Source organism: Mammaliicoccus sp. N-M50, from assembly GCF_022386995.1.
GTDB lineage: Bacteria > Bacillota > Bacilli > Staphylococcales > Staphylococcaceae > Mammaliicoccus > Mammaliicoccus sciuri_A.
The window spans coordinates 228203-253946 of record NZ_JAJNJA010000003.1; the positions used below are offsets into that span (position 1 = coordinate 228203).

The window sequence follows — 25744 nt, forward strand, 5'->3', positions numbered from 1 at the left end:
CCTACAATCCGACTGGTGTTAAACGACTTAAGAATCTTCTCGTACGTTCAGACGCTGGATTATCAATAACGGCTTCTGGTGTCCCACTTTCAATAATTTCACCTTTATCCATAAACACAACTTGATCAGATACTTCTTTCGCAAATTGGATTTCATGGGTTACAATAACCATCGTTCTACCTTCGCTTGCGATTTCTTGAATAATATTTAACACACCTTGTACAGATTCCGGATCAAGTGCTGAAGTCGGTTCATCTAATAACAATACTTCAGGTTCGATACTGAGTGCTCTCACGATACCAACTCGTTGCTGTTGTCCACCTGACAATTGAACAGGATAAACATCTGCTTTATCATCTAAAGATACTTTCTTAAGATACTTCATAGCTTTTTCTTTAGCATCTTTCTTCTTCATTCCTTGTCCGTATATTAAACCTTCTGTAATGTTTTCTAAAATCGTACGGTTTTTAAACAAATTATAGTGTTGAAAGACCATTGCAGATTGACTTCTTAAGCGTGTAACATCCTGTTTTTGATAATTTTCTACATCGAACTTACAATTCCCTAGTTCGATCAATCCTTTATATGGTGTTTCAAGCATATTTAAACTTCTTAGTAGCGTCGTCTTCCCCGATCCACTTGGTCCAATAATTGTTGTGACGGTACCTTTTTCTTGTTCAAAATTTATATTCTTCAAAATTTCTTGTGTACTAAATTTATGATACAACCCTTCAACTTTAAGCAAGTCATTCACTCCCGAACGTAATAATATTTTGAATTTATCACAACTATTCTTATAAGTAAAGTCGGTTTTAATCTAAAATTGCATTTTAAAAGGCTTAATGAAATTTTCTTATCTTTTAACTCGGATTTAATTGAATTTTTTAAATTATCTGACTATAATGACATATATAACTTTAGGAGGGATTATTTTTATGACACAAGAAAATTGGAATAAAGAAACTTTAGCCATTCATGGTGGACAAGTACCTGATCCTGTAACAGGTTCTACAGCTGTACCTATTCATCAAACAACTTCATATACGTTTAAATCTACTGAACATGCGAAGAACTTATTCGCTTTAGCTGAAGAAGGTAATATATATTCTCGAATCATGAACCCAACGAATGATGTATTCGAGAAACGTATCGCTTTATTAGAAGGCGGACTAGCAGCATTAAGTGTTGGTAGCGGTCAAGCAGCCATTACGTTGAGTATATTAAATATTGCAGAAAGTGGCTCTGAAGTAGTCGCATCTACCAACCTATATGGTGGTACATATAATTTATTTGCTGTAACTTTAAAGAAATTTGGCATTAAAGTTCACTTTGTAGATCCAGATGATCCAGCAAATTTTGAAGCAGCAATCAATGAAAATACGAAACTTATTTTCGCTGAAACAATTGGTAACCCACGTATAGATGTATTAGATATTGAAGCTGTTGCTAAAGTTGCACACGATAATGGTATTCCATTAATCGTCGATAATACATTTGCTACACCTCACCTACTACAACCAATTAAATTTGGTGCTGACATCGTTGTCCATTCTGCGACTAAATTTATTGGTGGTCACGGTACATCAATTGGTGGTGTGATTGTAGATAGTGGTCAATTTAACTGGGATAATGGCAAATTCCCCGGATTAGTCGAACCTGATCCAAGTTATCATGGTGTATCTTATGTCAATGATGTTGGTGCAGCTGCATACATTACGAAAGCACGTGTACAATTATTGCGAGACATTGGACCGGCACTTTCTCCATTTAATGCACAACAATTCCTAATCGGACTTGAAACTTTACATTTAAGAACAGAACGTCATTCTGAAAATGCTCAAAAAGTTGCAGAGTTTCTAGAAAAACATGAAAAAGTAAGCTGGGTTAATTATCCTGGTCTTAAATCTAATCAATATCACGAACTCGCAACTAAATACTTACCTAATGGCCAAGGTGCTATCTTAACATTTGGTGTTAAAGGTGATTCAGAAGCTATTCCCGAATTTGTAGAAGCCCTGAATTTATTCTCTTTATTAGCAAACGTTGGTGATTCTAAATCACTTATCATACATCCAGCAAGTACAACACACCAACAATTAACAGACGAAGAACAACTAGCATCAGGTGTTACAAAAGACTTAGTCCGCTTATCAGTAGGTACAGAATCTAGCGAAGACATTATTAAAGATTTAGAACAAGCGTTAAATAAAATTAAATAAGTTTCACTTAAAAAGCGTTTAGGATTTCATTTGATATCCTAAACGTTTATTTTTTATTTAAAGCACGTTATATGAATATTTTTAATATTTTTGATAACATTTATATATCATAAGTATTATAAAGGAGCACTGAACACAATGAATCAAAGCGTATTTGACTTAACACAACAGCACCGATCTGTTAGACAGTTTAAAGATGAACCTCTTTCTAAAGAGACTGTAGAAAAATTAGTAAAAGCAGGACAAATGGCTTCAACTTCAAGTTACGTTCAAGCTTATTCTATTATTGGTATTACAGACCCAGAAATTAAACAAGCATTAAAAGAAGTATCAGGGCAACAACATGTTGTCGATAACGGTTATTTATTTGTGTATGTGATAGATTATTACCGCCATAGTTTAATTAACCAAGAAACACAAGGCAATATGCAACCTAGTTTTGAGTCAGCTGAAGGCTTGCTCGTTGGTACGATAGATGTTGCACTTGCTGCACAGAATGTAGCTTTAACTGCTGAAGATATGGGGCTAGGCATTGTTTATTTAGGATCATTACGTAACGATGTTGGTCGAGTGAGTGAAATATTAAACTTACCTGAGCATGTCTTCCCACTATTCGGTATGGCTGTCGGTGTACCGAGTGATGACGATCAAGGGTCACCTAAACAACGCTTACCATTTGAACATGTCTTCCACGAAAATCAATATAATGCCGACAAAGAACAACAACTTAGTCAAATTAAACAATATGACAAAGACATTCAAGAATATTATGAAAAACGCACACAAGGTAAACGTTCAGAATCTTGGTCAGAACAAATTAAGAATATGATGAGCAAAAAAACAAGACCAGACATTCTAGAAAAATTAAATATCAAAGGATTTATTAAAAAATAAACATACAAAAAGCGACTGTGAGATGATTAACAATCTCCAGCCGCTTTTTCTAATTATGATACTTGTTCCTCAATTCTTCCGTCACTTAATTTAATCACTTTATCTGCAAATTCAAATATTCTTTCATCATGTGTAATCATAATACCAATTGAATTATTTTCTTTCACACTATTTTTAATCATTTTTGCTACTTCTATTGCACGTTTTGAATCTAAACTTGCAGTAGGCTCATCTGCCAAAATCATTTTTGGATGATTCATCCAAGCTCTCATAATTGCAACACGTTGTTTTTCCCCGCCTGACAATTCATTTGGATATGATTTAAGTCGATGAGATAAACCAATTTGTTTTAATAATTTTTCAGCTCTTTCTTTAGCATCTTTTTTACGCATACCAGCCATTTCACCAACATAAACAAGTTGATCTGTAACATTTAAATATGGTATTAAGTGTGATGATTGAAAGATAAATCCTATTTGATTCAATCTCATATCTGTTAATTTTTTATCTGATAAGTCTACATAATCTAAATCGTCTAAAGTTATTTCTCCTGAGCTTTTGCCAAGTAATCCACCAATAATAGAAAGTAATGTAGATTTCCCTGAACCAGAAGCGCCATTCAAAATAACAAGCTGTCCTTTTTCTGCTGTAAATGTAATGTTATTTAATACTTGTGTTTTTGCTTCATTTTCTCCGAATGATTTTGTAACATGTTCAACAACTAATCCCATTATTATTCTCCTCCTATAGCTTCAAGTGGTTCGATTTTTGTCACTTTAATCAGTGATAGTACGGCGCCGATTAATGAAACTACGATGAATACGGCTACCATTAACATCATTAAGTTTGCGTCAATATAGAATGGCATTGAAACTGGCATCACACTGTTGATGATAAATATAATGGCAATGGATAAGACCACGCCCACTAATGTAATCATCAGAATTTGCAACATTAATGATGAGATAAGTGATATGTTTTTTGTACCGATTGCTTTTAAAATACCAAATTGGCTTGTTTTTTGAATTGTCATAACATAGAAGAATGCCGTAATAACAATCGCTGAAATAACGAATAAGAATACAATCATCAAGTTCAATGGTTGTTGTTCTGCGTTATAACTTGGAATGGCATTTAACATGTCATCTTGTGAAATGACTTTAACATTGTCTATGTCGTTGATTTCACTTTTTTGATGATTATTCAAGTTGTCATAAGCAATGACTGAAATATGATGACCTTTCAACGCATCCATACCATTTTCATTTACATATGCCATAGATGTATGTGAGAACATGATGTTATCAGCGAATCCTGAGATTTTATATGATTGATCGCCTTCTGATAATTTAATTTCGTCCCCTACTTTAAAACCTTCTGCTTTTAATTTTTCATTCAATAACACTTCGTTTTTATTTTGAGGTAAATGTCCTTCTGTTGGTTTCGGTTTAATGTTATTTGTCATTTGTGTAAACATTAAATCCGTTTTCCCGCTTTTAGTATCTATTTTTTGCATTGCTGTTTTGATTGTGTCGCCTTTAGCGATTGTATTAACAGCGTCATCAGTTTTCGTCGTAATATTAGACTGACTCAAGTTATTGTCAGCATCACTGGCAATTACGTAAGTACTTTTATTCCATTGTTCAATTCCCGATACGTTCTCTTTAGCTAACCCTTGTGCTAAAGCTGATATAAATAACACTAAAAATGCTAATAAGAATAAAATTAATGTTACGAGTAGATATTTAAATTTGTAATAAGTAAGCTCTTTAAGTGCTAGTTTCATGTCTATCCGTTCCTCTCTCTTTAATGTATATACATATCATAACGAGGCAATATGAACTGAATATGAACAAAAAGACATAAAACAAATTTTTTTATTTTATGAATGATTATGGGAAAGACGATTTACTAGTCTATATTATTTGAAGTTGATACAATTTAGAAAAAGAGGAGGAGAGCTTAATGATTAAGTCTACTTGGCAAGGTAAAAAAACTTTTAAAGCACAATCCAAATTTGGACATGACATCATCTCTGATGCACCAACAGAATCAGGTGGAGATGACAATGGTCCATCTCCTGTTGAACTCATGCTAAGCGGTTTAGCTGGATGTACTGGAATTGATGTTACCAATTTAATGAAAGAACGTTTAGCTCAAGTTACGAAATTAGAAATTACTGTAGATGATGAAAGAGAAGATACAACATCTCGAGCAGTGAAACATGTCACATTAATCTTTGATGTTGAAGGTGAAGTGGATTTAAAAAAATTAAAGCGTTCCATAAAACTGAGTGTCGAAAAATATTGTACGGTTGCACATTCTTTAAAAGCAACAATTGAACCGAAACTTATCTTTAATGGTGAAGAACAAACTTTAGACTAAACAATAAGAGTTGGATGAAATACCCTAATTATCGTAGAGATTTCAATCCAACTCTTTAATTTTGAATATGTGGTGCTCGCCATATATAAAATGTTGCATATGAACTCCACTCATGCCAACCTTCATTCAAACTCAACATTTGTTCTTTAGATGGTTTCTTACCTAAATTCAAGATGTCTTTCAATGCGTTTTGTAAACCAACATCCCCGATTGGAAAAGCATCCTGAACACCTAACGCACGCATCATAACATAATGTGCTGTCCAAGGACCAATCCCTCTATTTTTAATAAGTGTACGCTCAATTTCATTTGTATCTTCAATATCCAACAACATGTCTTTAGATAACATTTGAGAATGCATTCTTTTCGCAATATCTATTAAATATTCTGCTTTTCTTCTTGAAAATTTCAAATCCATCAACTCTTGAACTGAAACATTCGCAATCACTTCAGTTGTAGGATGGATATAATAAGCTTTATGATTGTAAGTTATTTTTTCGCCATATGTTTGAACAAGTCTCTTTTTAAGTTGGTATGCAAATGTTAAATTAATTTGCTGTCCAATTACGCCCCAGGAAATAGCTTCAAATAAATTTGGAATTCTAATCAACCTTAAACCATATAATTCCTGGATTAATGGCTTTAGTATTTCATTTTTTCTACCATATTGGTAAAACGATGATAAATCTGCTGAGAAATCGAACCATTCTTCTATATATGCAATTATTTTTTCAGTAAGTGCGGGATTTACAGAAACATCATTTAAAATCTCAACAATTAAGTAATGGCGATGATAATAAATACACATCAACAGTCGCTCGCCATCTAAATTAATCGCACGATAAATTTTATGATCTTCAACTTCAAATAACACTTCATTCTCATCTCTTTTTAAATAATCTAAGCATTTTTCATAGTCGAATATTTTGGGACATTCTATTCTAATTTCATGCATGATACATCACCTCCATCGTTACAGTTTATTATCCATTATTTACAATTCATAAACAAATTTAAAATAAAAAAATGGATACTATTTAACAAATTAACATGATATAATTGAAAGTAATTATCACTTAGGAGAGAGAAAAATGACAAAAAAATTACTTGTATTCCTCGCTACATTGTTACTTGTATTAGCAGCTTGTGGCATCAAAGATGATGACTCATCTAAAAGCAAAACTCACAAATATAAAACAGATGAAGGTAAAACGATTGAAATTCCTAACAATCCAAAACGTGTTGTCGTATTAACAACTAACCAAGGTAACTTCCAAAAACTTGGTGTAGATCCAGTCGGAACAGATGCTGATTTCCCTAAATCAAAATATGTTGACGATAAAGACGGGAAACGTGTTGGTTCTGAAGATGTTGAAGCTGTTACAAAGCTTAAACCAGATTTAATCATTACTTATAATGCTAACCCACAAATCAAAAAATATGAAAAAATAGCACCTACTGTACCATTCGACCACAGTAAACGTACTTTTAAAGAAGTACACATTGAAATCGGGAAATTATTAGGTAAAGAAGATAAAGCTAAAGAACAAGTTAAAGAATTAGAAGATATCATGGCTAAAGACGGGAAAGAAGTTCAAGACAAAATTGGTAAAGACAGCACAGTTTCTATCATGGAAGTTGGACCTAAAGAACTTACATTAATCGGTAAGAACTTTGGTAGAGGTTCAGAAGTCATTTATCAAGGATTTGGATTTAAACATCCAGAAGCAGCACAAAAAGATATTCCTAAAGAAGGTTGGTTAACAACATCATTCGAAAACTTTAATAAATACACTGGTGATTATTTATTAATCCCAACTGAAAATGGAAAAGCACCAAGTTCTTCATTAACTAAAGGTAGCATTTGGAAAAACACACCAGCAGTTAAAGAAGATCACGTGTATTACTATCCAAGAAATGAATTCATGTATTCAGATCCAATTTCAATCGAAAAACAATCTAAATACTTCAAAGATATGTTAACTAAATAATAAAGCAGAGACTAGGTCATAGTGACCTAGTCTCTTCTATTATATATGGGGGTTGTTAAATATGTACGTAACGGCGGGCTTGTGAACACTTCTGGCCAAACTTGTTCATAACGATGGCTTTGTGAACACTTCTGGCCAAACTTGTTCATAACGATGGCTTTGTGAACACTTCTGGCCAAACTTGTTCGTAACGTGGGCCTTGTGAACACTTCTGCCCAAACTTGTTCATAACGAGGGCTTTGTGAACACTTCTGCCCAAACTTGTTCATAACAGTGGTCTTAGTTACAAAACTCGGCCGAAGTGTTACTATAGACCTCCTTAATTACAAAACTCCGCCGAAGTGTTACTATGGACCTCCTTAGTTACAAAAGTCGCCTGAAGTGTTACTAAGAATAGCCATAATTACAAAAGCCGCCTGAAGTGTTACTATAGACTGCCTTAGTTACAAAACTCCGCTGAAGTGTTACTATAGACCGCCTTAGTTACAAAACTCCGCTGAATTGTTACTATAGACCTCCTTAATTACAAAACTCCGCCGAAATGTTACTATGGACGGCCTTAGTTACAAAACTACTGAGAATTGTAATTACTGGTCTCCTTATTTGCACTTCTCACTAAAACTGCTAATAACAACCTCAGTATTTGCACTTCTCATCAAAACTGCTAATAACACACTCAGTATTTGCACTTCTTGCCAAAAGTGCTAATAACGGCACGCTCATATACACAACTCGTAACAACTATTCCTCACAACCTCCCTATTTGCATTTCATAAATTTTATGCATACACTGTATATTAAAGGAGTGGAATTCATTTTGACTAAACAAACGGATTTACGCGTGATTAAAACTAAAAAAGCACTCACAGAAACATTAATCTCGATTCTTAAAGAGAAGAATTTCTCAGAGATTACTGTAAATGAAATTTGTCATACATCGCTTATACATAGAACAACTTTTTACAAGCATTTTATGGATAAGTTTGATCTCTTACAATATGCATTAAGCGAATATACAAAAGATTTCTTTGAATTAGATTTATACGACCGTCTACATCATCCATTTCAATCGATGGAAAAGGCATTTATCAGTGAGTTAAGTGACGTATTTGAAAAGCAAAAAGATAATAGTGATACTGCATTTATGGACGAAATCGCTAAGTACTTTATTGAAGTATTCAGCAAAGATTTCAAAAATAATATCAATATGGTTTCAACACCAGAGCATTTACCTCAATCTTTACTACCTTTTATTTACGCTTCTAATTTAGCTGGTATTATACATTGGTCAAAGTCCACAAACAATGATTTAGACTATGAAAAGCTGGATAAAATATTTAACGAAGTCAATATTATTGGATTGAATAACGATTAATCAACTTCATCATTTGTATATAAAAAAACCTTTCAATTTAGACCTGTTATGGTCTTCATTGAAAGGTTTTTAACAATGTTATTTATTGTTGAACAAGATTGTTAACGTAATCTTTGAATGCTTCTTTGTCTCCTTCTTCAATATCAATCATTGCAACTTTTCCTTGTGGGAGGAATTCAATAAATAATACACCTTTATCTTCTATTGTAACGGCTTTGATATCTTGATAACTAAATACTCTTTTATAAGGTTCACCGTTCATATCAACGCTCATAATGACACGTTCGTTTGTTGTAATATATGCCCCTTTAAATTGGCTTTGTTCGCCTACTTTATAAATAATTGTTCCTAGTACACTTGGCCCAATTTTTTCTGTAGGATATAATTCATTTTCATCAATTTCATTTAATTTCATGTTCAATACCTCCATTTAATAACTACTTCTATTGTACGAAATAATGAGAGGTCGTAACAAATATTATGATTGCACATCTCTATATGCTTTTCTTCTAGATAATACAATTGTAACAACAAAAGCGACAATAATTGCTATCGCCATACCGATAATATAGTTAAACCAACTACCTGGAGCTATAGAAATAAATCCCGGTAATCCTGCTGTACCGAGTGCAATAGCTTTTACTTTTGTTGCAGCTACATAACAAGAACCAACACCTGATCCTATAATCGCACCGATAAATGGATAACGTAATTTTAAGTTTATACCAAACATAGCTGGCTCTGTAATACCTAATAATGCAGAAATACCTGCTGCTGAAGCAGTACCTTTCATCTTATGATTCTTCACAATAAAGAATGCTGCAAGTGTTGCTGCCCCTTGTGCAACGTTAGACATTGCTGCAATTGGGAATATAAATGATCCGCCTGTATTTGCTTTATCTGCAATCAATGTTGTTTCAATAGCGATAAAGCTATGATGCATACCAGTAATAACAATCGGTGCATATAATAATCCAAATAACAAGCCACCAATTGCGCCACCTGTTTCATATAACCAAGTTAAACCGTCAGATAAGAAAGTCCCTGCAGTTCGTGTAACTGGTCCAACGACTAAAAATGTAACAAATGCTGTAAAGAATAATGACAGTAATGGTGTTAACAAATTATCTAAAGTAGAAGGGATGACTTTTCTAAATCCAATTTCTAATTTAGCAAGTATGTAAGATGCGACTAATATAGGTAACACTTGTCCTTGATAACCAACCATTTTGATAGAAAGTCCAAAAATTTCCCACGTTGGGATTTCGTCGCCTTTTACTAAAGCTTTAGGATAATCATAACCATTCATTAAACTAGGATGCACAAGTATCATACCAAGTGCAGCTCCAAGAAATGCATTGCCTCCAAACCGCTTCGCTGCACTAAACCCTATTAGAACTGGTAGAAATACGAATGGTGCATTTGCGAAAACATTAATCATATTAGCTAAACTTGCAAATTGACTATGTACATCAATAAATGACGCTTTATCATAAAATAAATCTTTAGCAGTCAAAATATTGTTAATTCCCATTAATAAACCACCTGCTACAATTGCAGGAATAATCGGAACAAATATATCTGATAACATTTTTACAAATTGCTGAATAGGATTTAATTTCTTAGTCGACTTTTCTTTTACTTCTGATGTCGTCGATGCCTCTAACCCTGTTAAAGATTCCATTTCCGCAAAGACTTTATTTACCGTTCCAGAACCTATAATAATTTGATATTGACCACCCGTTGAAAAAGTCCCCTTAACAACATCCATATCATTTAATTGGTCTTCATTTACTTGAGACTCGTCTTTTAATACAAGTCTTAAGCGTGTTGCACAATGCGCAATAGCTTCAATATTATCTTTCCCACCTATTGCTTCAGTAATATTCTGAGCTTCCTTTTTATAATTCATTCATTTCACTCCTTATTTATCCCGTCCTTTTTGGTACCGGTACCAAAAAGATTCAAAAAAATATATTAACATGATATGATTGTAATCGGTTCCATTAAAATTGTCAACGCTACTAATGTAATTTTACTGATTTAAATTAATATAACCAGCTCTAATTTTTTTGCCATTTTCATTAAAGGATTCAACATATCCATCTTCACTAACATTATAAGAACCAAGTAGTTTGTCATCTTTACTTGAATATGAAAATCCAAACACGTCACCTTTCTTCTTAGGTTCTTTCCAAATGATATGATCTGTATCATCTTTATCTATACCTTCAAATGCTTCTACTGCATCAAATACATTCTCTCTCGTAATGGTTGTTTGTTGATTATCCCTTGAATTTTCAAACTGAAAGTCATCTGGAAATTGCATGATATATTGAATATTATCATCGTCAGTATTTCCTTTTGTATATACAGCAACTTGATAGCCGTTATGATTCGTCTTGTTATATACAACAAATGAATGTCCTTGTCTCGTTCTTAAATCTTGTGTTGGTTCACCATGAAAATCGACGAAGTCTTTATAAGTAACGTGGTTACTAGGAACGATGCTAAATTGTTTAACTGGATAACCTTCACTCAAATAATACCTAACCATAAAATTCCCATAAACATGCCCTTCTCTTCCTAAAAAATTACGTACTTCTTCTTCATCTCCATATTTAGATTCTATTTCTGATTTATCCATTGTCTTCATTAATCCTTTATATCCCGTAACATGGTTTTCATTCATATAATGATCAGAAAAATCTTGTGATAAAACATTAATTTTTGGCGTTTCTTTTTTATTTTTCTGCTGTTTATTATTGGATTTCGAAGGTTTTTGATTGTGATTTTGAGGATCTCCTATTGTGATACTACATCCTGTTAACAGCAATATAGCAGTAACCATCCAAACACATTTATATATCATGATTATAAATCCCTCCAATCATTTTAAGTGAAATTTAATTAATTTATTAAAATTAATATTCCCTTTTCTAAAAATAATATTCAGAAAAGTTTGAAAACGAATGATTAATTTTATATAATGTGAATAAATAATTGAAAGGAGAAGTTTTACAATGACAGAACGAATTTATGGCAATACACCTTGCTTTTTAGGTGGTAAAAACTTAACAAAAGAAAAAGATTATTCTACAGACGTTCTCGTATATGGCGTCCCTTTCGAAGGACCTTGCACTTGGGGAGATTATACTGGGTGTGAATTAGGGCCGAAGCAAATTAGATTATCTTCTGCTAGATATAGTGGATATTTACCTGAATTAGATCACATAGATGTACATAAACATTTATCTATCGGGGATGTAGGTGATGTTTCAACTGTACCACATGATGTTGATCAAACGGTTCAGAACATCGAAGCATTTGCTGAAGATTTATGGAAATCCAATAAATTTTTAGTTGGTTTAGGTGGCGATCACGGCATCACTTATCCAATTTTAAAAGGATTAACGAACACCGGGAAAAAAGTAGGCATTATTCATTTAGATGCGCACTATGATAATATGCCTCACTATGAAAATGAACAATTTGCGCGTAATACACCTTTCATGAGGTTGTACGAAACAGAAGGCATTCGAAATGAAAGCTTAATTCATACTGGTATTCATGGACCTCGTAACCAGCCTGAAACGGGACAATTCGCTAAAGAAAATGGTGCGGTTACTATCACAATTAATGAAATTAAAGAAACATCTGATTTACGTCAGTTTGCGCGTGATATTTATGCTCAAGCAAGTAAAGATGTAGATGTCGTTTACTTAACGATCTGTAGTGATGTACTCGATTTCGCTTTTAATCCAGGCGGCCCTGTTGATGGCAATGGGTTAACAAGTTATGAACTATTAACAATGATTTATGAATTTGGAAAGTTAGGTCTTATTGGTATGGACTTTGTTGAAGTTTATCCAATGCAAGATGCGAATCAGAACTCTGCTCACTTTGTTTCAACTGCTGTACTTTATGTATTAGCCGGCCATATTAAGTATTTAAACAAAGTTTAACGCCTTACAAACGAAGGGATGACAAGATATGACTGAAAAGAGAGAAAGAAGTAAGTTTAGTATTTTTGGTCCCGGAATGATTATTACTGCATCATTTGTTGGTCCTGGTACCGTTACAACCATGACTCAAGGTGGTGCAGGATTTGGATACAGCTTACTCTGGGCAGTAGTCTTCTCAATCATTGCAACGATTGCACTTCAAGAAATGGTTGCTCGATTGGCGCTTGTTACAAATGAAGGTTTAGGAGAAGCTATACGGGATATTTTTAATCACCAATTACTTAAAATCATCACAGTTTGGTTCAGTATGATTGCTGTCGCAGTTGGTTGTGCAGCATACATATCGGGGGATTTATTAGGGACATCGTTAGGTGCTGCCTATTTACTAGGCATTCCAGAAAATTATATTGCACCTGTCATTGGTATTGTTATTTTGTTAATCGGGTTAAGCGGTAGTTATGATTTAATAGAAAAAGTTATGACCGTACTTGTGCTCATTATGGGTGTCATCTTTATAACAACAGTGATTGTCATTCAACCAGATTTCGGTGCTGTCTTAAAAGGTGCATTCATACCGAGCATACCTAACGGCTCATTATTAACTATTATCGCACTAATTGGTACAACAGTAGTACCTTATAATTTCTTTATCCATGCCAGTTCTATACATGAACGATTTAATGGTATAAAAGATTTAAAAATTGTAAGAATCGATACAATTGTTGCGATAGGATTAGGTGGACTGATTTCTGCTGCCATACTGATTACTTCAGGCACACTCATCCATGGAAAAGAAGTCTCAAGTTTAGTCGAGTTATCCGAACCACTTAAGCCAATTTTAGGAGACTTTGCACCTATATTTATGAGTGTCGGATTATTCTCAGCAGGTCTATCTTCAGCAATTGCCTCTCCAATGGGTGCCGCAGCAACAATCAGTAGTTGTCTCCGTTGGGAAGGTGGCGTGAAAAGTAAAAAATATAGACTCGTGTTCGCAATCGTCATTTTCATAGGTATCATCACCTCTTCACTCGGATTCGAACCATTAGAAGTCTTACTAATCGCACAAGCATTAAATGGCATCATTTTACCACTCATTGCAATATTAATCTTTATAATATTGAATAAAAAGAATATGATGGGTAAATTTGCAAACGGCATCGTCCTTAACATCATCGGACTATTCGTCGTACTCGTCGTATCATTTTTAGGTGTTTACAGTTTAATAGATGCTATACAAAGCTTTATCGGATAAATCAAAAACCCCTTCACTATCACCTTAGTGAGGGGGTTTCGTCTTGGAAAATAACATTTAATCATCTAATATGCTTAAATGTCGTTAAAATTCTATCGAGTTTTCTCTTTAGCCAATTTCTATTTTTTAATAGTTTTAATTGACTTTTTTGAGCGATTTCATTAACAACTTGATCAACATTTAATTGATCTGTATATATTTTATATTCTGTAACAACATTATCAAAAAACTCAATACAGTCGTCCATTTGAACACGAGCAAACGTTTCTCCCAATTCCAATCTTTTATTCAAACGTCTATTTAAAGTTTTCTTATTTGCATACAGTATATAATGATCTAATCGAATCCCATCTTTTTTTAAGCATTCAATAATTTCTTGGTAGTACTCAATATTAATGATCGTCATAGGTACAATGATTATACCGTCATATGACTCTGCTATATACTTTAATAAATCATAATTAAAGTATCTCCATTGATCATGGTCCTGAAAATTATCTTTATGTAAATTCTTAGGTATATTATGGCGTATAAAGAAACCTAAATTTTCAGGATCATAAACAAAAGATTTAGATAATCTCTTATTCAATTCAAAAGCCACAGTCGTTTTTCCAGAACCATATGCCCCATTCAGCCAGATAATCATATGTTCACCCTTTTCTAGTGTTAGATACATTATATCCTTTACTACAAATAATGAAAATCGGTATTGTCAAAAGTAGTTTTTAAGTAAAAATTCAAAAGCAAAATGCAGTTTACAAAAAATTTAGGCACAAATATTAAATTAAATACAATTTTATATTAAAAGTTTTTAATTGCCCGGAATAATGGTATAATTATATCGTCGCCTAGCTCTATGGCGTAATTCTACATAGAGAGGAGGTGTTGAGAATGACAACTGCTTTTGTCAATATCATTGCACCCATTATATGTGGATGTGCAATAGCTTACTTTTCTCATTGGTTAGAGAATCGTAAGAAAAAATAAAAGGCGACATTTAGCCGACACCACTAATAAAACCCCCTCACTACGGCCATAGTGAGGGGGTTTGGTGTTGAGTCACAACAATTGCTTTTGTTAGTAACATTATACCACCTATTGCATTTCATGTCATGTGTAAAATTGACATTGATGTTCAAAAAATTTATTTACTTTTAGCAATAGACATACCCATTTCATTCTTTATGTGATTTGCTACAGTCTGTAATTCAGGAAAATAATTATTAGCAAAACCTATAATGATTTTATTCTTCACAAATTCATTTAATTGTCTATCCTCTGGAATAGTCTGATCTATCAATTCCAAAAGTTCTCTATGATTTATATCATCTAAACTTACATTACCCAAATACTTCATAATAGCTAACATAAGTTTATCAAACACCTCATGCTCAAAATCAAAATCCAATAATAATAAACTTACAGAGTTTGTCTCTAATTGATTATCACCAATTCTAACTGATAGTTCGCTTATAGCTTGATAAAGTAATCTAAAACTCTCTTTATTCTCAAGCATATTCAAACACCCCTTGATTATAAAATAATTAGTATGTGTATTACCACAATCATCTTCTAAAATAATGATAACCAAAACTCTAAATCAAATCCAAACGAACAGTAAATGAAACATTGCATTAAAAACCCCCTCACTATGGCAGTAGTGAGGGGGTTTTACAGTAAATACTTTTGTCCACATCGTTGCACCCATCATATATGAATGTGCAATAGCTTACTTTTCTCATTGGCCAGAGAATTATAAAAAATAATAGGCGACTTTTAGCCAACACCATTAATAAGTTCAAGCACTACTCCATATAAAGATGAGATGAAATGTTAAAATATAACAATTATTTCTATTTATTACATTATACCACCTATTACATGTCATGTCATGTGTAAAATATACATTAATCACCTTATTTTTATACCTTTCAGAACTCTTTGATACACTTATATCTAATAATTCCTGGATATTTCTCCCCTAAAGAAATAATTTTAAATCCTAGTTTAGTATAAAAACCTACTGCGTCATTATCCGTTTCAGCTACTAACTTCTGTTTAGGGAATAATTGATGTATTTTATTTATAATCTCAGTTCCTAGCCCTTTATTCTGTATGTGACTTTGAATAGCGATATGTTTAATCACAACTTCTTGTTCAGTACTGATTAACCCCACTAGTCCTACTATACGTTCATTATTACTAACAGAATACAGTTCATTTTCAGTTATACTGTAATACTCTTCAACATCTTTTATACTTTCTATGTTCAATATATTTTGAAATAGATCCCTAATAATTGAGTTACTTTCGACACTGGTTATTTTGTTGAATTTCATCAATACCTGCACCTTCTATAGAATTATATTTCACTCTAATATCACACACTTATGTTTATTGTATATTCTTCATCAAATATAGCATTAGTATCTTAATATGGTCTATCTACAACTTAAGTAAGTTAACAATAGTACGACTATTAAATCAACGTGACTAAGTCTTTCACCAGATGAAAGTAATATATGTTTAACTATGTAGTTATTTTTTGTTCTTCTTTGTTGTTTCAAAAACTTTGCGCAGATAATGTATAATTTCCAAAATAAATAATAAATCACAAAAACAATTGAAAATATAAAGAGCATTTCAATCATAAATACCCCTCCTAACATTAATCACTTCTTTCATTTCAATATGAGTAAATTATGAAGATAAAATATTCTACATGATTTCAAATATCTTCAAATGAATCTATATCTTTATTAAGGAAAACAGATATAGATGATGATTAATATTATCGCTAACACGAAATTTGTTACTAATATCGTTCTAAATAGCTTTTGGGAAACTTTTCTTTTATACCTCTTTATTCCATATACCTGTACCCACGTGTTAAATGCAGTATAACCTACAATGAATAAAATAATTATTAAGTATAGCAATGCAATCACTCCTAAATACACCATTATTAAGATCCTTTGTCTAAGGTGCAGTGATTTACATAATATATTTTTCTGCCTATGATTCACTACGTTTAAGTTAATTTTACAACAAAGAGCACCTACTTCAAAACAATATTTACAAATAAATGGAATTATGGTTAAATTATGTAAAAATAATAAATATAAAATAAAGTAGGCGCACGTGTATGTCATCTTTTGTATTCATTTTAAAAGAACAGATTAAAAATATTTATTTAATTAAAAGGTTAGCAAATTTTGAAATTAGAATTGCAAATACGATAAAAAAGAGACCTGAAATTAGGCCTCTTTTTTATCGCATTATTTTCTAATTTTTTCTTTTACGATTAACCAAATAATAACCATAAAGTCCGCAAGCTAAAATAAATAAAAATATAAGCATATTCTGCCTCCTTATATTATATTCATCTCTATATTTCTGTCTCAACGATATAGTCGGTTGATATGTCATTACCAGCTACGAATTGATGTGATCCTACTATTTTATAGCCATGTTTAGTATAGAAGTTAAGTGCTTGGTGATTATGTTCCCATACGCCTAACCACAGTTTTGATTTTTGTTGTTCTTTAGCAATTTCAAAAGCTTTTTTCATGAGTTCACTGCCGATTCCTTTTGACTGAAATTGCTTATACATGTATAAACGTTGTACTTCTAGATATTCATCTCCCATTGGTTCCGTTTGTGCTGATCCAATATTAAGTTTCATGTACCCTGCTATTTCTTGATTGATTTTGGCAAAGAAGTACCATGATTCTTTATTTTGCAGTTCACTTAAAAGTATTTCATGATTATATGCTTCTTCAAAATATTGATTCATATCTTCTTGTGGCATATCGTCTATAAATGTATCTTTAAAAGTCGTTTTACATATTGTAGATAAAGCTTCTATTTCATTTTCTTGAATAGCTGTTATTTCGATTGTATGCATATTGAGAGCCTTCTTCCATACTTTTTTATTTATATTTTTCTAATCATATCAAAGAAAGCGATTGATTTAAATATGTTAAACTAATAAAAAAGGAGTGAATATTCGTATGACAAATTTAACGATTTATTTAGCAGGACAAATTCATGATAATTGGAGAGAAGAAATCACTCAGAAAGCTGAACAGCATAATTTACCGTTAACGTTTGTTGGTCCGCAAACCAACCATGATCGTTCTGATAATATTGGTGAATCTATTTTAGGTGAACAACCTAATAATTATTATAAAGATCAAGCCGCTTCTGATATTAATAATTTCCGTACGCAAGTGTTAATGAATAAAGCAGATGTTGTCATTGCATTATTTGGTGAAAAATATAAACAATGGAATACGGCAATGGATGCTTCTACGGCGATTGCTTTAAACAAGCCGTTAATAATTATACGACCAACTGACTTAATTCACCCACTTAAAGAGTTATCTAACAAAGCAAATGTCACTGTTGAGACAGTAGACCAAGCATTAGAAGTCCTTAAATATATTTACGAATAAAAATAAAAGGTTATGACGCTTATTAATGACAATACATGCGTGATAACCTTTTTATTTAACTTTATTTAATTGTCGATGTTTCTTAAATTTATAGTAAACTTTCGATAATAAATCTGCTATGAGCAACCCAAGTGCTATTGAACTTGAGATAAGCGCAACTTTTATCATCGTAATTAATGCTTCATGATAATCATTTAATATTAAATTTTTAATCGCTTCATAGGCTGTGCCCCCAGGTACAAGTGGTATGATACCAGGAATAATAAAGAGAATAACTGGTGAGAAGAATTTTCTACTCATGATATGTCCTGCCACACCTATAAACAAACCGCCAATAAATGAAGATTGTACGTCAGAACCATTGACTATCATACCCGTTTGAAAAGCAACCCACCCGATGGCACCAACGATACCAGCCGGGGTTAATAAATATTTAGGTGAATTAAATAATAAAGCAAAAAAGAAAGCCGTACCAAAACTAAATACAATGTTTAATATTATCGTAATAACCATAATTCACCTCTTATGAGAATATTAACAACACAATACCTACACCGACACCAATGGCAATAGAAGTAAAAGTTGCTTCTAATCCTTTAGATATGCCAACCAATAATTGTCCTAAAAATAAATCTTGAATCGCATTCGTTATGAGTACACCTGGGACAATCGGCATAACTGCAGATATAATCGCAATATTTAAAGCATCTCCACCAAATAACATTTGATTATAAATAGCGATTAATGCGATGACACTTGCGGCAATAATTTCTGCTATAAATTTAACACGTGTCCATGAATGAAGGATTTCTACTATAGAATAACCTATTGCACCACCAATAAATGTAGCGATGATATCTTCTTTATGTCCGCTAAATAAATATAGGAAGAAAATTGAAATGAAACCTGCAGCAATCATTTTAAACGGTAACGAGTATGGTAATGGAGATTTATGTATAGTACGAATACGTTTCAATGCTTCTTCAGCAGATATTTGCCCTTTATCTAACATTCTAGAAATATTATTTACTCGGTGGATATTACCTAAATTAGTATCTCGTTTACTAACTCTATAAACTCTAATATTATCATCAATATCTAAAGCGAAATTTATAATCGTTGAACTGACATAACATTGATTATTCGGATACCCTAATCGTTTAGCCATTCTATACATCGTATCTTCAACTCTAAAAGCCTCCGATCCCGCTTCTAACAATACTAAACCAGCATTCATCACAATTTCTTGAACTAAAGATTTAGGATAACGTTGTTGATTCATATACTATACACCTCACTTTATCTTTATATCTATAATAGAATATCAAAAATAACATTACAATTTAACTTTTCCTTCAAAAAAATTCTAATTTATATTTATATTATAACTGAGATTTTCCAAAACTGAATTGAGCGCGATAATTTTTGCTATTTTATGAACATTTCGTAAATAGCTTGACTTTGTTTTCATTTCATAATAGGCTTAATTTTGACGTAAGGAGGATAATGAAATGGATATACCACCAATCAACAAACAACTTGGATTCATGTTATATGTTGCGTCAAAAGAGCTTATAAAAAAATATACACCGATATTGAAGAAATATAACCTAACATATACAGGTTATATCGTTCTTGTAGCTATAGATAAAAACGAAGTAATCAATATTAAAACTTTAGGCGACAGACTATACTTAGATTCTGGGACTTTAACACCGTTATTAAAGAAACTTGAAGAAAAAGGATTCGTTAATCGTGAAAGAGCGATTAATGACGAAAGAAACTTACGTGTTTCTCTTACTGAATCAGGTGTCGAAACACAAGGTCAAATCTTAGAGGAAATTTATAAAACATTCAAAGGTTTGAACATGGATACCGAGCAATTTAACGAATTAAGAGATTCAGTAGAATCATTTATTCAAACAAATCTTAATAATGACAAAGATGCATAATTTTGAAATAACATAAAGGGTTAGGACAAGCTTTAATGATTGTCCTAACCCTTTTTATTTCTATTATAACTGTGATATGGACAGGTGATGAGATGGTCATCTATAATACCAATGCTTTGTAAAAAAGAATACATAATTTTAGGTCCAACAAATTTGAATCCTAATTTTTTTAAGTCTTTACTTAGTTTAATAGAAAGCTCCGTTTCTGCCGGTACTTCTGACATGTCATGCCATTCATTTATAATTGGCTCGTCGTCTACATATGACCAAAGAAAATCAGCAAAGCTACCATATGTTTGTTGTATTTCTTGAACTAATAATGCATTACTCTTTACGGATTTTATCTTACCTATATGTTTAATGACATTATATTCAGTTTTAATGCTTTCTAATTCTTCATCTGTTAACGCTGCGCATCGATCAATGTTAAATTGTTTAAAAGCTGCTTGATAGGCTTCACGCTTTTGAATAACCGTTTCCCATGACAGACCAGCTTGCGCACCTTCTAATGATAACATTTCAAAGATGTAATCATCATTTTTATTAATTCTACACCATTCATCTTCGTGATATTTTTTCATTAAATCACTACTTGGCCAAGTACATTCAGACATTTATCTTCACTCATTTCGTATTTTCATTTTTATCTAACATATGATTTCGAGCAATAAATATGATAATCGTCAAGCCTAACACACTTAAAATAATAATCGATTCCCAAACACCCAATTTAAAAGGCATACCAAGTGCCGTATACAAGTCTTTAATGACGAGAAATGTAAATAATGCCATCATTTCAAATTTAATAAAGTAAATTAATAATTTAGCATTTTCTATTTGGGCTTTATTTGGTTGACCATAAAGTGATGGAACATGTATGTATTTATCTAACTTTGGATTGCTGACTAAATAATGAAGCATAAGCCATATCAATAATCCTAATACAGGCATAAAGAATATAAAAGTCTTAGTCGACCATGCATCTGCATCTCCTGCAAAATTATAATGACTCGGAATTTTGTCAGGTAAATCGGCATAGTTAATCATAATTAATATAATAGAAATTAACCACAAAACAATACTCGATATATCTAATACTTTTTTGAGCATGATATATCCCCCTTTATTAAAAAAAGCAACAAGTACATTAAATGTGCTTGTTGCTTTTAAATTTAACTTTAAAAGTGTTGATTCAACTTACCAAGCAAATAATCCAACGAATGCTGCTGTTAACAGTGATACTAATATACCTGATAACAACATCATTGGTACATATTTAGATACGAAATTAGATACATCTTCTTTGACGATACCTTTCAAAGTACCTATTATCATACCAATAGTAGAGAAATTAGCAAATGATACTAAGAATGTACTAATTACTGCTGCTCTATGTGTTGAATATTCACTTATTTCTTTACTAATCGTGCTCATGACAACAAATTCATTTGTTACAATCTTAAGTGCCATTTGTTGAGCAACTACCCATGCTTCTCCAACTGGCATACCAAGTAAAATTGCAAATGGGAACATGAAGATTCCGAGAATATACTCTAATCTTATGTTTGGTAAATATGGAATTGGATCCATAATACCTAGTAATTTATTGATCAAGTCTGCAATCGCAACAAATGCGATAACAAATGCGATAATGATTAATACAAGTTTACCTGCATTGATAACTGAATCCCCTAAGAATGAGAAGAATGGCTGTTTTTCCCCTTCGTCTATCTCAGCCACGACATCATCTTCTGGGTCTAAATCAAATGGATTTAAAATTGTTGTTACAATAATCGCATTAATGATGTTTAATGGTATTGCCGTTAATACATATTCTCCTGGTATCATTGTGACATACGCACCAACAATTGCCCCTGATACAGAACTCATAGACATCATTGCAAGCGTAAGTACTCTGACTTTATTCATAGATGTTAATTGTTTAGATGAAACTGCTAATGCTTCCGTATTTCCTAAGAACATCATTTCAATTGAGAAGAATGATTCAAATTTAGGTTGTCTTGTTACTTTTGAAATAACCCAACCTAACATTGAAATAAATTTCGGTAAAATACCTAAATACATTAAAATATCAAATACTGGTACAACTAGTAAAATTGGTAGTAACGCTGAAACTGCCATATCCATTTTCCCTGGTCCTGGTGCTGTAAAGCTACCAAATGCAAATCCAATTCCCGAAAAAGCAGATTCTAAAAGCCATGATACGCCGTCAGCCGCACCTTTAACGAATCTCGCCCCGAAAGAAAATTGTGTGAAGAACCATGCTAATACTAAGTTAATAACAATTAGTATTAAGACTGATTTCCAATCAACATTCTTTTTGTCTCTAGAAAAAAGAAAAGCGACACCAATGAATACCAACAAACCAATTATGTTGATGATTAAAAACATTGTTTATTGTCCACCCTTTTCGTTTAATTAAAAGCACCATTATTATAACATGCAACGTAAAAGTATGTTACTACATTTTTACATACTATTTACGATTTCTATATAAATAAAAAAACGAACAAACCATAAAGGCTTATTCGTCGAATTTTCAATCATATACATTTTTACTCGTTAAATTTAATTATTTAGAAAATTGATCAAATTGATTAATAGATTGATCACATTTCATACTGATAGCTAAATATACGATATAACCAGAAACCAGTACCATGATTAAAGCATAAACTGTTAATACATAAATATTAGAAATAATTGCTGTATTAAACAGTACCAACATGAGTATCATGATTGCATCTATAATGCTTAATGATATGACACATACACGCTCCATTTTAACCCTTCTTTTCTCAATAATATGACTCTAGCTATTAGCTACTTATCTTGCGCAATGAGATACATCTTACTACATTAACTATATGAATTCAATACGTTTTACAAAAATATTTATAAGCTGATTATTCCTATCTACAAAAAGAGGTATGATATAGTTTAAAAGTGTACAGTCATTATATTTATATAGGAGGCATTTTATCATGGAAAATTATCATTTAAATGATGGACAAGTGTTACCGCAAGTAGGATTTGGTACGTATAAATTAAACGGATCATCAGGTGTTCATGCAATCGTAAATGCATTAAACAACGGATATCGCATATTAGATACTGCATATAATTACGAAAATGAAGGTACTGTCGGAAAAGCGATACAAGAAAGCCATGTTAGTCGTGATCAAATTATCGTAACATCAAAGCTACCTGGTCGTTATCATAGTTATGATCAAGCCATTACTGCTATACAAGAATCGATTTATCGATTAGGTCTAGAATATATTGACTTATATTTAATTCACTGGCCAAACCCTAAACAAGGCAAATATGTAGAAGCTTGGAAAGCACTCATAGACGCACAGAAACTTGGCCTTATTAAATCTATTGGTGTATGTAATTTCTTAGAAGAACATATTGATACATTAGAAAAAGAAACTGGCGTACTACCTGCAGTTAACCAAATAGAATTACATCCTTATTTCAACCAAAAAAATGTACTCGAATATCATCAAGAAAAAGGTATTATAATAGAAGCTTGGAGTCCATTAGGTCGCGCTTCAGAAGTTATAAACGATAAAGAAATTGGTAAAATCGCTGAAAAATATAATAAAACAATTCCGCAAATCATTTTAAAATGGCACGTTCAAAATGGTATTGTTCCAATTCCAAAATCAACATCTAATACTAGACAACTACAAAATTTAGATGTGTTTGATTTCTATTTAGAATCAGAAGATTTACACGCAATCGATGCATTAACAAAAGCTGATGGACGTCTTAAAGATCAAGATCCAGCAACTTATGAAGAATTTTAATTCAAACTTATTCAAATTTAAAACAAACAATGAGAAAAGGATGATTGAAATGGCAAATCGCGTAAAATTAGGTAAATCAAATATTGAAGTTAATCCAATTGGTTTAGGAACAAATGCTGTTGGCGGTCATAATTTATATCCAAACCTTGATGAAGAACAAGGTAAAAATGTTGTAAGAGCTGCCCTAGACAATGGTGTTAATTTATTAGATACTGCTTTCATTTATGGTCCAGGAAGATCAGAAGAACTTGTCGGAGAAGTCGTTAAAGAATACAATCGCGAAGATGTCGTGATTGCTACTAAAGGCGCTCACTACTTTGACGGTGATGATACGAAATTATCAAACGACCCTGAATTTTTAAAAGAACAAGTTGAAAACAGCCTTAAAAGATTACAAACTGACTATATCGATTTATATTATATTCACTTCCCAGATGACGAAACACCTAAAGACGAAGCAGTTGCAGCTTTACAAGGATTAAAAGATGCTGGAAAAATTAAAGCAATCGGTGTTTCTAACTTCACATTAGAACAACTGAAAGAAGCTAATAAAAATGGTAATGTAGATGTTATTCAACATGAATATAATTTATTAAATCGTGAGAATGAACACATCTTGGAATATACAGCAGAACATGATATTACATTTATTCCATACTTCCCATTAGCTGCAGGATTATTAGCTGGCAAATATGATGAAAATACAACGTTTGATGACTTAAGAGCAGAAAAACCTGAATTCCAAGGTGAAGCTTTTAAAGAAAATCTTAAAAAAGTAGACAAACTTAGAGAAATCGCACAAGAGCATGGCGTAGACGTAGCACATATTGTGTTAGCATATTACTTAACAAAACCATCATTAGATGTGATCATACCTGGCGCTAAACGAGGCGAACAAGTTATCGACAACTTAAAAACATTAGAAGTGAACTTAACAGAAGAGAACATTCAACTTATCGAATCACTCTTCCCAATCGCATAAGTATGATAAGAAGGCTGAGACATGAAAATTGTCTCAGCCTTTCATTATGTATGAGTGTCCTAATTTTCATTTTGCGGAATTGTGGTAATTAGAACGCTGTAACTTCCATTTTTCTGAATTGTGGTAGTTAGAATCGGCTAGCTTCCATTATTTCGAATTCTGGTAGTTAGGTGAGCGCTCTCTTACGGACACTTCTCAGAATTCTGTCCCTAACAACCTCTCTTACGGACATTTTTCGGAATTCTGTCCCTAACACGACTCATTTTTTCGACAATACTCAAATACATCCTCACTATCACCCCCCGATTCACATAAATATTCTCGCCCATTTTTTATTCATCTAAAAATATTTTACATATGTATTTAAATTAAAAAAATTATGCCAATTCCGTCATTGATATTGATTATCATTTGCAAATATAGGATAATAATCGTA

30 protein-coding genes and 1 pseudogene are annotated in these 25744 nt (G+C 32.3%); 13 read left to right on the forward strand and 18 right to left on the reverse strand.

The features are described 5' to 3' along the window. Position 1: 1 nt before the first annotated feature. Positions 2-745: an amino acid ABC transporter ATP-binding protein gene (locus LQ622_RS06825; protein ID WP_239762187.1), complete on the reverse strand. Its 744-nt coding sequence runs from the start codon at positions 743-745 to the stop codon at positions 2-4. Between the two features lie 190 nt (positions 746-935). Here LQ622_RS06825 and LQ622_RS06830 point away from each other — a divergent pair, with 190 nt between their 5' ends. Both LQ622_RS06830 and nfsA read left to right on the forward strand, forming a co-directional pair. After that, positions 936-2219 carry a homocysteine synthase gene (locus LQ622_RS06830; RefSeq protein ID WP_239762185.1) on the forward strand — a complete coding sequence of 428 codons (1284 nt, stop codon included), beginning with the start codon at positions 936-938 and terminating at the stop codon, positions 2217-2219. Between the two features lie 138 nt (positions 2220-2357). Beyond that, positions 2358-3113, forward strand: a complete 756-nt coding sequence (gene nfsA, locus LQ622_RS06835) for an oxygen-insensitive NADPH nitroreductase (protein WP_239762184.1) — start codon at positions 2358-2360, stop codon at positions 3111-3113. A gap of 53 nt (positions 3114-3166) precedes the next feature. On the opposite strand, the gene LQ622_RS06840 is transcribed toward nfsA, so the two are convergent. Both LQ622_RS06840 and LQ622_RS06845 read right to left on the reverse strand, forming a co-directional pair. Continuing rightward, on the reverse strand, positions 3167-3844 hold the full coding sequence (locus tag LQ622_RS06840) for an ABC transporter ATP-binding protein (protein ID WP_239762181.1): 678 nt from the start codon (positions 3842-3844) through the stop codon (positions 3167-3169). 2 nt (positions 3845-3846) lie between these two features. Beyond that, a complete protein-coding gene (locus LQ622_RS06845) occupies positions 3847-4899 on the reverse strand; it encodes an ABC transporter permease (protein ID WP_239762179.1) in 1053 nt (350 codons plus the stop codon). 179 nt (positions 4900-5078) lie between these two features. Between LQ622_RS06845 and LQ622_RS06850 the strand changes: the two genes are divergently transcribed. After that, on the forward strand, positions 5079-5498 hold the full coding sequence (locus tag LQ622_RS06850) for an OsmC family protein (RefSeq protein ID WP_037589290.1): 420 nt from the start codon (positions 5079-5081) through the stop codon (positions 5496-5498). A 55-nt stretch (positions 5499-5553) separates the two neighbouring features. Here the strand turns inward: LQ622_RS06850 and LQ622_RS06855 are convergent, their stop codons facing one another. Further along, complete coding sequence (locus LQ622_RS06855) at positions 5554-6453, reverse strand: DNA-3-methyladenine glycosylase family protein (RefSeq protein WP_239762177.1); 900 nt, start codon at positions 6451-6453, stop codon at positions 5554-5556. A gap of 136 nt (positions 6454-6589) precedes the next feature. Here LQ622_RS06855 and LQ622_RS06860 point away from each other — a divergent pair, with 136 nt between their 5' ends. Both LQ622_RS06860 and LQ622_RS06865 read left to right on the forward strand, forming a co-directional pair. After that, the gene (locus tag LQ622_RS06860; RefSeq protein ID WP_239774840.1) at positions 6590-7489 is read left to right on the forward strand and encodes an ABC transporter substrate-binding protein; all 900 of its coding nucleotides are present in this window, start codon (positions 6590-6592) and stop codon (positions 7487-7489) included. 817 nt (positions 7490-8306) lie between these two features. Next, positions 8307-8864 (forward strand): TetR/AcrR family transcriptional regulator, encoded by a 558-nt coding sequence (locus tag LQ622_RS06865; RefSeq protein ID WP_239762174.1) that lies wholly within the window; start codon positions 8307-8309, stop codon positions 8862-8864. Positions 8865-8946: 82 nt separating this feature from the next. Here the strand turns inward: LQ622_RS06865 and LQ622_RS06870 are convergent, their stop codons facing one another. The 3 genes from LQ622_RS06870 to LQ622_RS06880 all read right to left on the reverse strand — a co-directional run bounded on the left by LQ622_RS06870 (position 8947) and on the right by LQ622_RS06880 (position 11736). Further along, a complete protein-coding gene (locus LQ622_RS06870; RefSeq protein WP_126476704.1) occupies positions 8947-9279 on the reverse strand; it encodes a hypothetical protein in 333 nt (110 codons plus the stop codon). Between the two features lie 63 nt (positions 9280-9342). Continuing rightward, positions 9343-10776: a sucrose-specific PTS transporter subunit IIBC gene (locus LQ622_RS06875; RefSeq protein WP_239762172.1), complete on the reverse strand. Its 1434-nt coding sequence runs from the start codon at positions 10774-10776 to the stop codon at positions 9343-9345. A 123-nt stretch (positions 10777-10899) separates the two neighbouring features. Then, positions 10900-11736 carry a hypothetical protein gene (locus LQ622_RS06880; RefSeq protein WP_239762171.1) on the reverse strand — a complete coding sequence of 279 codons (837 nt, stop codon included), beginning with the start codon at positions 11734-11736 and terminating at the stop codon, positions 10900-10902. A 151-nt stretch (positions 11737-11887) separates the two neighbouring features. Between LQ622_RS06880 and LQ622_RS06885 the strand changes: the two genes are divergently transcribed. Together LQ622_RS06885 and LQ622_RS06890 are read left to right on the forward strand one after the other, a co-directional pair. Then, the gene (locus LQ622_RS06885) at positions 11888-12829 is read left to right on the forward strand and encodes an agmatinase family protein (protein ID WP_025905703.1); all 942 of its coding nucleotides are present in this window, start codon (positions 11888-11890) and stop codon (positions 12827-12829) included. 28 nt (positions 12830-12857) lie between these two features. Next, the gene (locus LQ622_RS06890) at positions 12858-14081 is read left to right on the forward strand and encodes an Nramp family divalent metal transporter (protein ID WP_239762169.1); all 1224 of its coding nucleotides are present in this window, start codon (positions 12858-12860) and stop codon (positions 14079-14081) included. 61 nt (positions 14082-14142) lie between these two features. Here LQ622_RS06890 and LQ622_RS06895 read toward each other — a convergent pair whose 3' ends face one another. After that, on the reverse strand, positions 14143-14727 hold the full coding sequence (locus LQ622_RS06895) for an AAA family ATPase (RefSeq protein ID WP_239762155.1): 585 nt from the start codon (positions 14725-14727) through the stop codon (positions 14143-14145). A 245-nt stretch (positions 14728-14972) separates the two neighbouring features. Between LQ622_RS06895 and LQ622_RS06900 the strand changes: the two genes are divergently transcribed. Next, a complete protein-coding gene (locus LQ622_RS06900; RefSeq protein ID WP_107603061.1) occupies positions 14973-15068 on the forward strand; it encodes a type I toxin-antitoxin system Fst family toxin in 96 nt (31 codons plus the stop codon). A 157-nt stretch (positions 15069-15225) separates the two neighbouring features. Here LQ622_RS06900 and LQ622_RS06905 read toward each other — a convergent pair whose 3' ends face one another. Then, positions 15226-15597: a hypothetical protein gene (locus LQ622_RS06905; RefSeq protein ID WP_025905698.1), complete on the reverse strand. Its 372-nt coding sequence runs from the start codon at positions 15595-15597 to the stop codon at positions 15226-15228. A gap of 169 nt (positions 15598-15766) precedes the next feature. Between LQ622_RS06905 and LQ622_RS06910 the strand changes: the two are divergent. Further along, positions 15767-15847, forward strand: a pseudogene (locus LQ622_RS06910) (type I toxin-antitoxin system Fst family toxin); the annotation flags it as partial. Between the two features lie 165 nt (positions 15848-16012). Here LQ622_RS06910 and LQ622_RS06915 read toward each other — a convergent pair. From LQ622_RS06915 to LQ622_RS06925, 3 genes are all read right to left on the reverse strand, one after another. Beyond that, positions 16013-16420: a GNAT family N-acetyltransferase gene (locus tag LQ622_RS06915; RefSeq protein WP_204176119.1), complete on the reverse strand. Its 408-nt coding sequence runs from the start codon at positions 16418-16420 to the stop codon at positions 16013-16015. A gap of 102 nt (positions 16421-16522) precedes the next feature. Further along, entirely contained in the window at positions 16523-16732 is a 210-nt protein-coding gene (locus tag LQ622_RS06920; protein ID WP_204173339.1) for a hypothetical protein, read from the reverse strand. Between the two features lie 737 nt (positions 16733-17469). Continuing rightward, positions 17470-17988, reverse strand: a complete 519-nt coding sequence (locus LQ622_RS06925; protein ID WP_239762146.1) for a GNAT family N-acetyltransferase — start codon at positions 17986-17988, stop codon at positions 17470-17472. Between the two features lie 106 nt (positions 17989-18094). On the opposite strand from LQ622_RS06925, the gene LQ622_RS06930 reads away from it, so the two are divergent. Continuing rightward, entirely contained in the window at positions 18095-18538 is a 444-nt protein-coding gene (locus LQ622_RS06930; protein ID WP_206166415.1) for a YtoQ family protein, read from the forward strand. Between the two features lie 51 nt (positions 18539-18589). On the opposite strand, the gene LQ622_RS06935 is transcribed toward LQ622_RS06930, so the two are convergent. Further along, the gene (locus tag LQ622_RS06935) at positions 18590-19051 is read right to left on the reverse strand and encodes a threonine/serine exporter family protein (RefSeq protein ID WP_037589302.1); all 462 of its coding nucleotides are present in this window, start codon (positions 19049-19051) and stop codon (positions 18590-18592) included. 10 nt (positions 19052-19061) lie between these two features. Then, the gene (locus LQ622_RS06940; protein WP_037589303.1) at positions 19062-19820 is read right to left on the reverse strand and encodes a threonine/serine exporter family protein; all 759 of its coding nucleotides are present in this window, start codon (positions 19818-19820) and stop codon (positions 19062-19064) included. Positions 19821-20049: 229 nt separating this feature from the next. Between LQ622_RS06940 and LQ622_RS06945 the strand changes: the two genes are divergently transcribed. Continuing rightward, the gene (locus LQ622_RS06945) at positions 20050-20490 is read left to right on the forward strand and encodes a MarR family winged helix-turn-helix transcriptional regulator (RefSeq protein ID WP_126476710.1); all 441 of its coding nucleotides are present in this window, start codon (positions 20050-20052) and stop codon (positions 20488-20490) included. A gap of 44 nt (positions 20491-20534) precedes the next feature. Here the strand turns inward: LQ622_RS06945 and LQ622_RS06950 are convergent, their stop codons facing one another. The 4 genes from LQ622_RS06950 to LQ622_RS06965 all read right to left on the reverse strand — a co-directional run bounded on the left by LQ622_RS06950 (position 20535) and on the right by LQ622_RS06965 (position 23293). Further along, positions 20535-21104: a DNA-3-methyladenine glycosylase I gene (locus tag LQ622_RS06950; RefSeq protein ID WP_159315805.1), complete on the reverse strand. Its 570-nt coding sequence runs from the start codon at positions 21102-21104 to the stop codon at positions 20535-20537. Positions 21105-21114: 10 nt separating this feature from the next. Continuing rightward, the gene (locus LQ622_RS06955; RefSeq protein ID WP_239762145.1) at positions 21115-21600 is read right to left on the reverse strand and encodes a DUF1648 domain-containing protein; all 486 of its coding nucleotides are present in this window, start codon (positions 21598-21600) and stop codon (positions 21115-21117) included. 87 nt (positions 21601-21687) lie between these two features. After that, positions 21688-22902 carry a NupC/NupG family nucleoside CNT transporter gene (locus tag LQ622_RS06960; protein WP_025905003.1) on the reverse strand — a complete coding sequence of 405 codons (1215 nt, stop codon included), beginning with the start codon at positions 22900-22902 and terminating at the stop codon, positions 21688-21690. A 181-nt stretch (positions 22903-23083) separates the two neighbouring features. Beyond that, a complete protein-coding gene (locus LQ622_RS06965) occupies positions 23084-23293 on the reverse strand; it encodes a hypothetical protein (protein WP_025905002.1) in 210 nt (69 codons plus the stop codon). Positions 23294-23495: 202 nt separating this feature from the next. Between LQ622_RS06965 and LQ622_RS06970 the strand changes: the two genes are divergently transcribed. Both LQ622_RS06970 and LQ622_RS06975 read left to right on the forward strand, forming a co-directional pair. Beyond that, entirely contained in the window at positions 23496-24326 is an 831-nt protein-coding gene (locus tag LQ622_RS06970; protein ID WP_239762144.1) for an aldo/keto reductase, read from the forward strand. 49 nt (positions 24327-24375) lie between these two features. After that, positions 24376-25308: an aldo/keto reductase gene (locus tag LQ622_RS06975; RefSeq protein WP_204258138.1), complete on the forward strand. Its 933-nt coding sequence runs from the start codon at positions 24376-24378 to the stop codon at positions 25306-25308. Positions 25309-25744 lie beyond the last annotated feature (436 nt).

Bases quoted from the DNA above. Each gene is read 5' to 3' on its own strand.
- LQ622_RS06830 (WP_239762185.1), top strand. From the start codon at position 936: ATGACACAAGAAAATTGGAATAAAGAAACTTTAGCCATTCATGGTGGA.
- nfsA (WP_239762184.1), top strand. From the start codon at position 2,358: ATGAATCAAAGCGTATTTGACTTAACACAACAGCACCGATCTGTTAGA.
- LQ622_RS06840 (WP_239762181.1), bottom strand. From the start codon at position 3,844: ATGGGATTAGTTGTTGAACATGTTACAAAATCATTCGGAGAAAATGAA.
- LQ622_RS06845 (WP_239762179.1), bottom strand. From the start codon at position 4,899: ATGAAACTAGCACTTAAAGAGCTTACTTATTACAAATTTAAATATCTA.
- LQ622_RS06850 (WP_037589290.1), top strand. From the start codon at position 5,079: ATGATTAAGTCTACTTGGCAAGGTAAAAAAACTTTTAAAGCACAATCC.
- LQ622_RS06855 (WP_239762177.1), bottom strand. From the start codon at position 6,453: ATGCATGAAATTAGAATAGAATGTCCCAAAATATTCGACTATGAAAAA.
- LQ622_RS06860 (WP_239774840.1), top strand. From the start codon at position 6,590: ATGACAAAAAAATTACTTGTATTCCTCGCTACATTGTTACTTGTATTA.
- LQ622_RS06870 (WP_126476704.1), bottom strand. From the start codon at position 9,279: ATGAAATTAAATGAAATTGATGAAAATGAATTATATCCTACAGAAAAA.
- LQ622_RS06875 (WP_239762172.1), bottom strand. From the start codon at position 10,776: ATGAATTATAAAAAGGAAGCTCAGAATATTACTGAAGCAATAGGTGGG.
- LQ622_RS06880 (WP_239762171.1), bottom strand. From the start codon at position 11,736: ATGATATATAAATGTGTTTGGATGGTTACTGCTATATTGCTGTTAACA.
- LQ622_RS06885 (WP_025905703.1), top strand. From the start codon at position 11,888: ATGACAGAACGAATTTATGGCAATACACCTTGCTTTTTAGGTGGTAAA.
- LQ622_RS06890 (WP_239762169.1), top strand. From the start codon at position 12,858: ATGACTGAAAAGAGAGAAAGAAGTAAGTTTAGTATTTTTGGTCCCGGA.
- LQ622_RS06895 (WP_239762155.1), bottom strand. From the start codon at position 14,727: ATGATTATCTGGCTGAATGGGGCATATGGTTCTGGAAAAACGACTGTG.
- LQ622_RS06900 (WP_107603061.1), top strand. From the start codon at position 14,973: ATGACAACTGCTTTTGTCAATATCATTGCACCCATTATATGTGGATGT.
- LQ622_RS06905 (WP_025905698.1), bottom strand. From the start codon at position 15,597: ATGCTTGAGAATAAAGAGAGTTTTAGATTACTTTATCAAGCTATAAGC.
- LQ622_RS06915 (WP_204176119.1), bottom strand. From the start codon at position 16,420: ATGAAATTCAACAAAATAACCAGTGTCGAAAGTAACTCAATTATTAGG.
- LQ622_RS06920 (WP_204173339.1), bottom strand. From the start codon at position 16,732: ATGATTGAAATGCTCTTTATATTTTCAATTGTTTTTGTGATTTATTAT.
- LQ622_RS06925 (WP_239762146.1), bottom strand. From the start codon at position 17,988: ATGCATACAATCGAAATAACAGCTATTCAAGAAAATGAAATAGAAGCT.
- LQ622_RS06930 (WP_206166415.1), top strand. From the start codon at position 18,095: ATGACAAATTTAACGATTTATTTAGCAGGACAAATTCATGATAATTGG.
- LQ622_RS06935 (WP_037589302.1), bottom strand. From the start codon at position 19,051: ATGGTTATTACGATAATATTAAACATTGTATTTAGTTTTGGTACGGCT.
- LQ622_RS06940 (WP_037589303.1), bottom strand. From the start codon at position 19,820: ATGAATCAACAACGTTATCCTAAATCTTTAGTTCAAGAAATTGTGATG.
- LQ622_RS06945 (WP_126476710.1), top strand. From the start codon at position 20,050: ATGGATATACCACCAATCAACAAACAACTTGGATTCATGTTATATGTT.
- LQ622_RS06950 (WP_159315805.1), bottom strand. From the start codon at position 21,104: ATGTCTGAATGTACTTGGCCAAGTAGTGATTTAATGAAAAAATATCAC.
- LQ622_RS06955 (WP_239762145.1), bottom strand. From the start codon at position 21,600: ATGCTCAAAAAAGTATTAGATATATCGAGTATTGTTTTGTGGTTAATT.
- LQ622_RS06960 (WP_025905003.1), bottom strand. From the start codon at position 22,902: ATGTTTTTAATCATCAACATAATTGGTTTGTTGGTATTCATTGGTGTC.
- LQ622_RS06965 (WP_025905002.1), bottom strand. From the start codon at position 23,293: ATGGAGCGTGTATGTGTCATATCATTAAGCATTATAGATGCAATCATG.
- LQ622_RS06970 (WP_239762144.1), top strand. From the start codon at position 23,496: ATGGAAAATTATCATTTAAATGATGGACAAGTGTTACCGCAAGTAGGA.
- LQ622_RS06975 (WP_204258138.1), top strand. From the start codon at position 24,376: ATGGCAAATCGCGTAAAATTAGGTAAATCAAATATTGAAGTTAATCCA.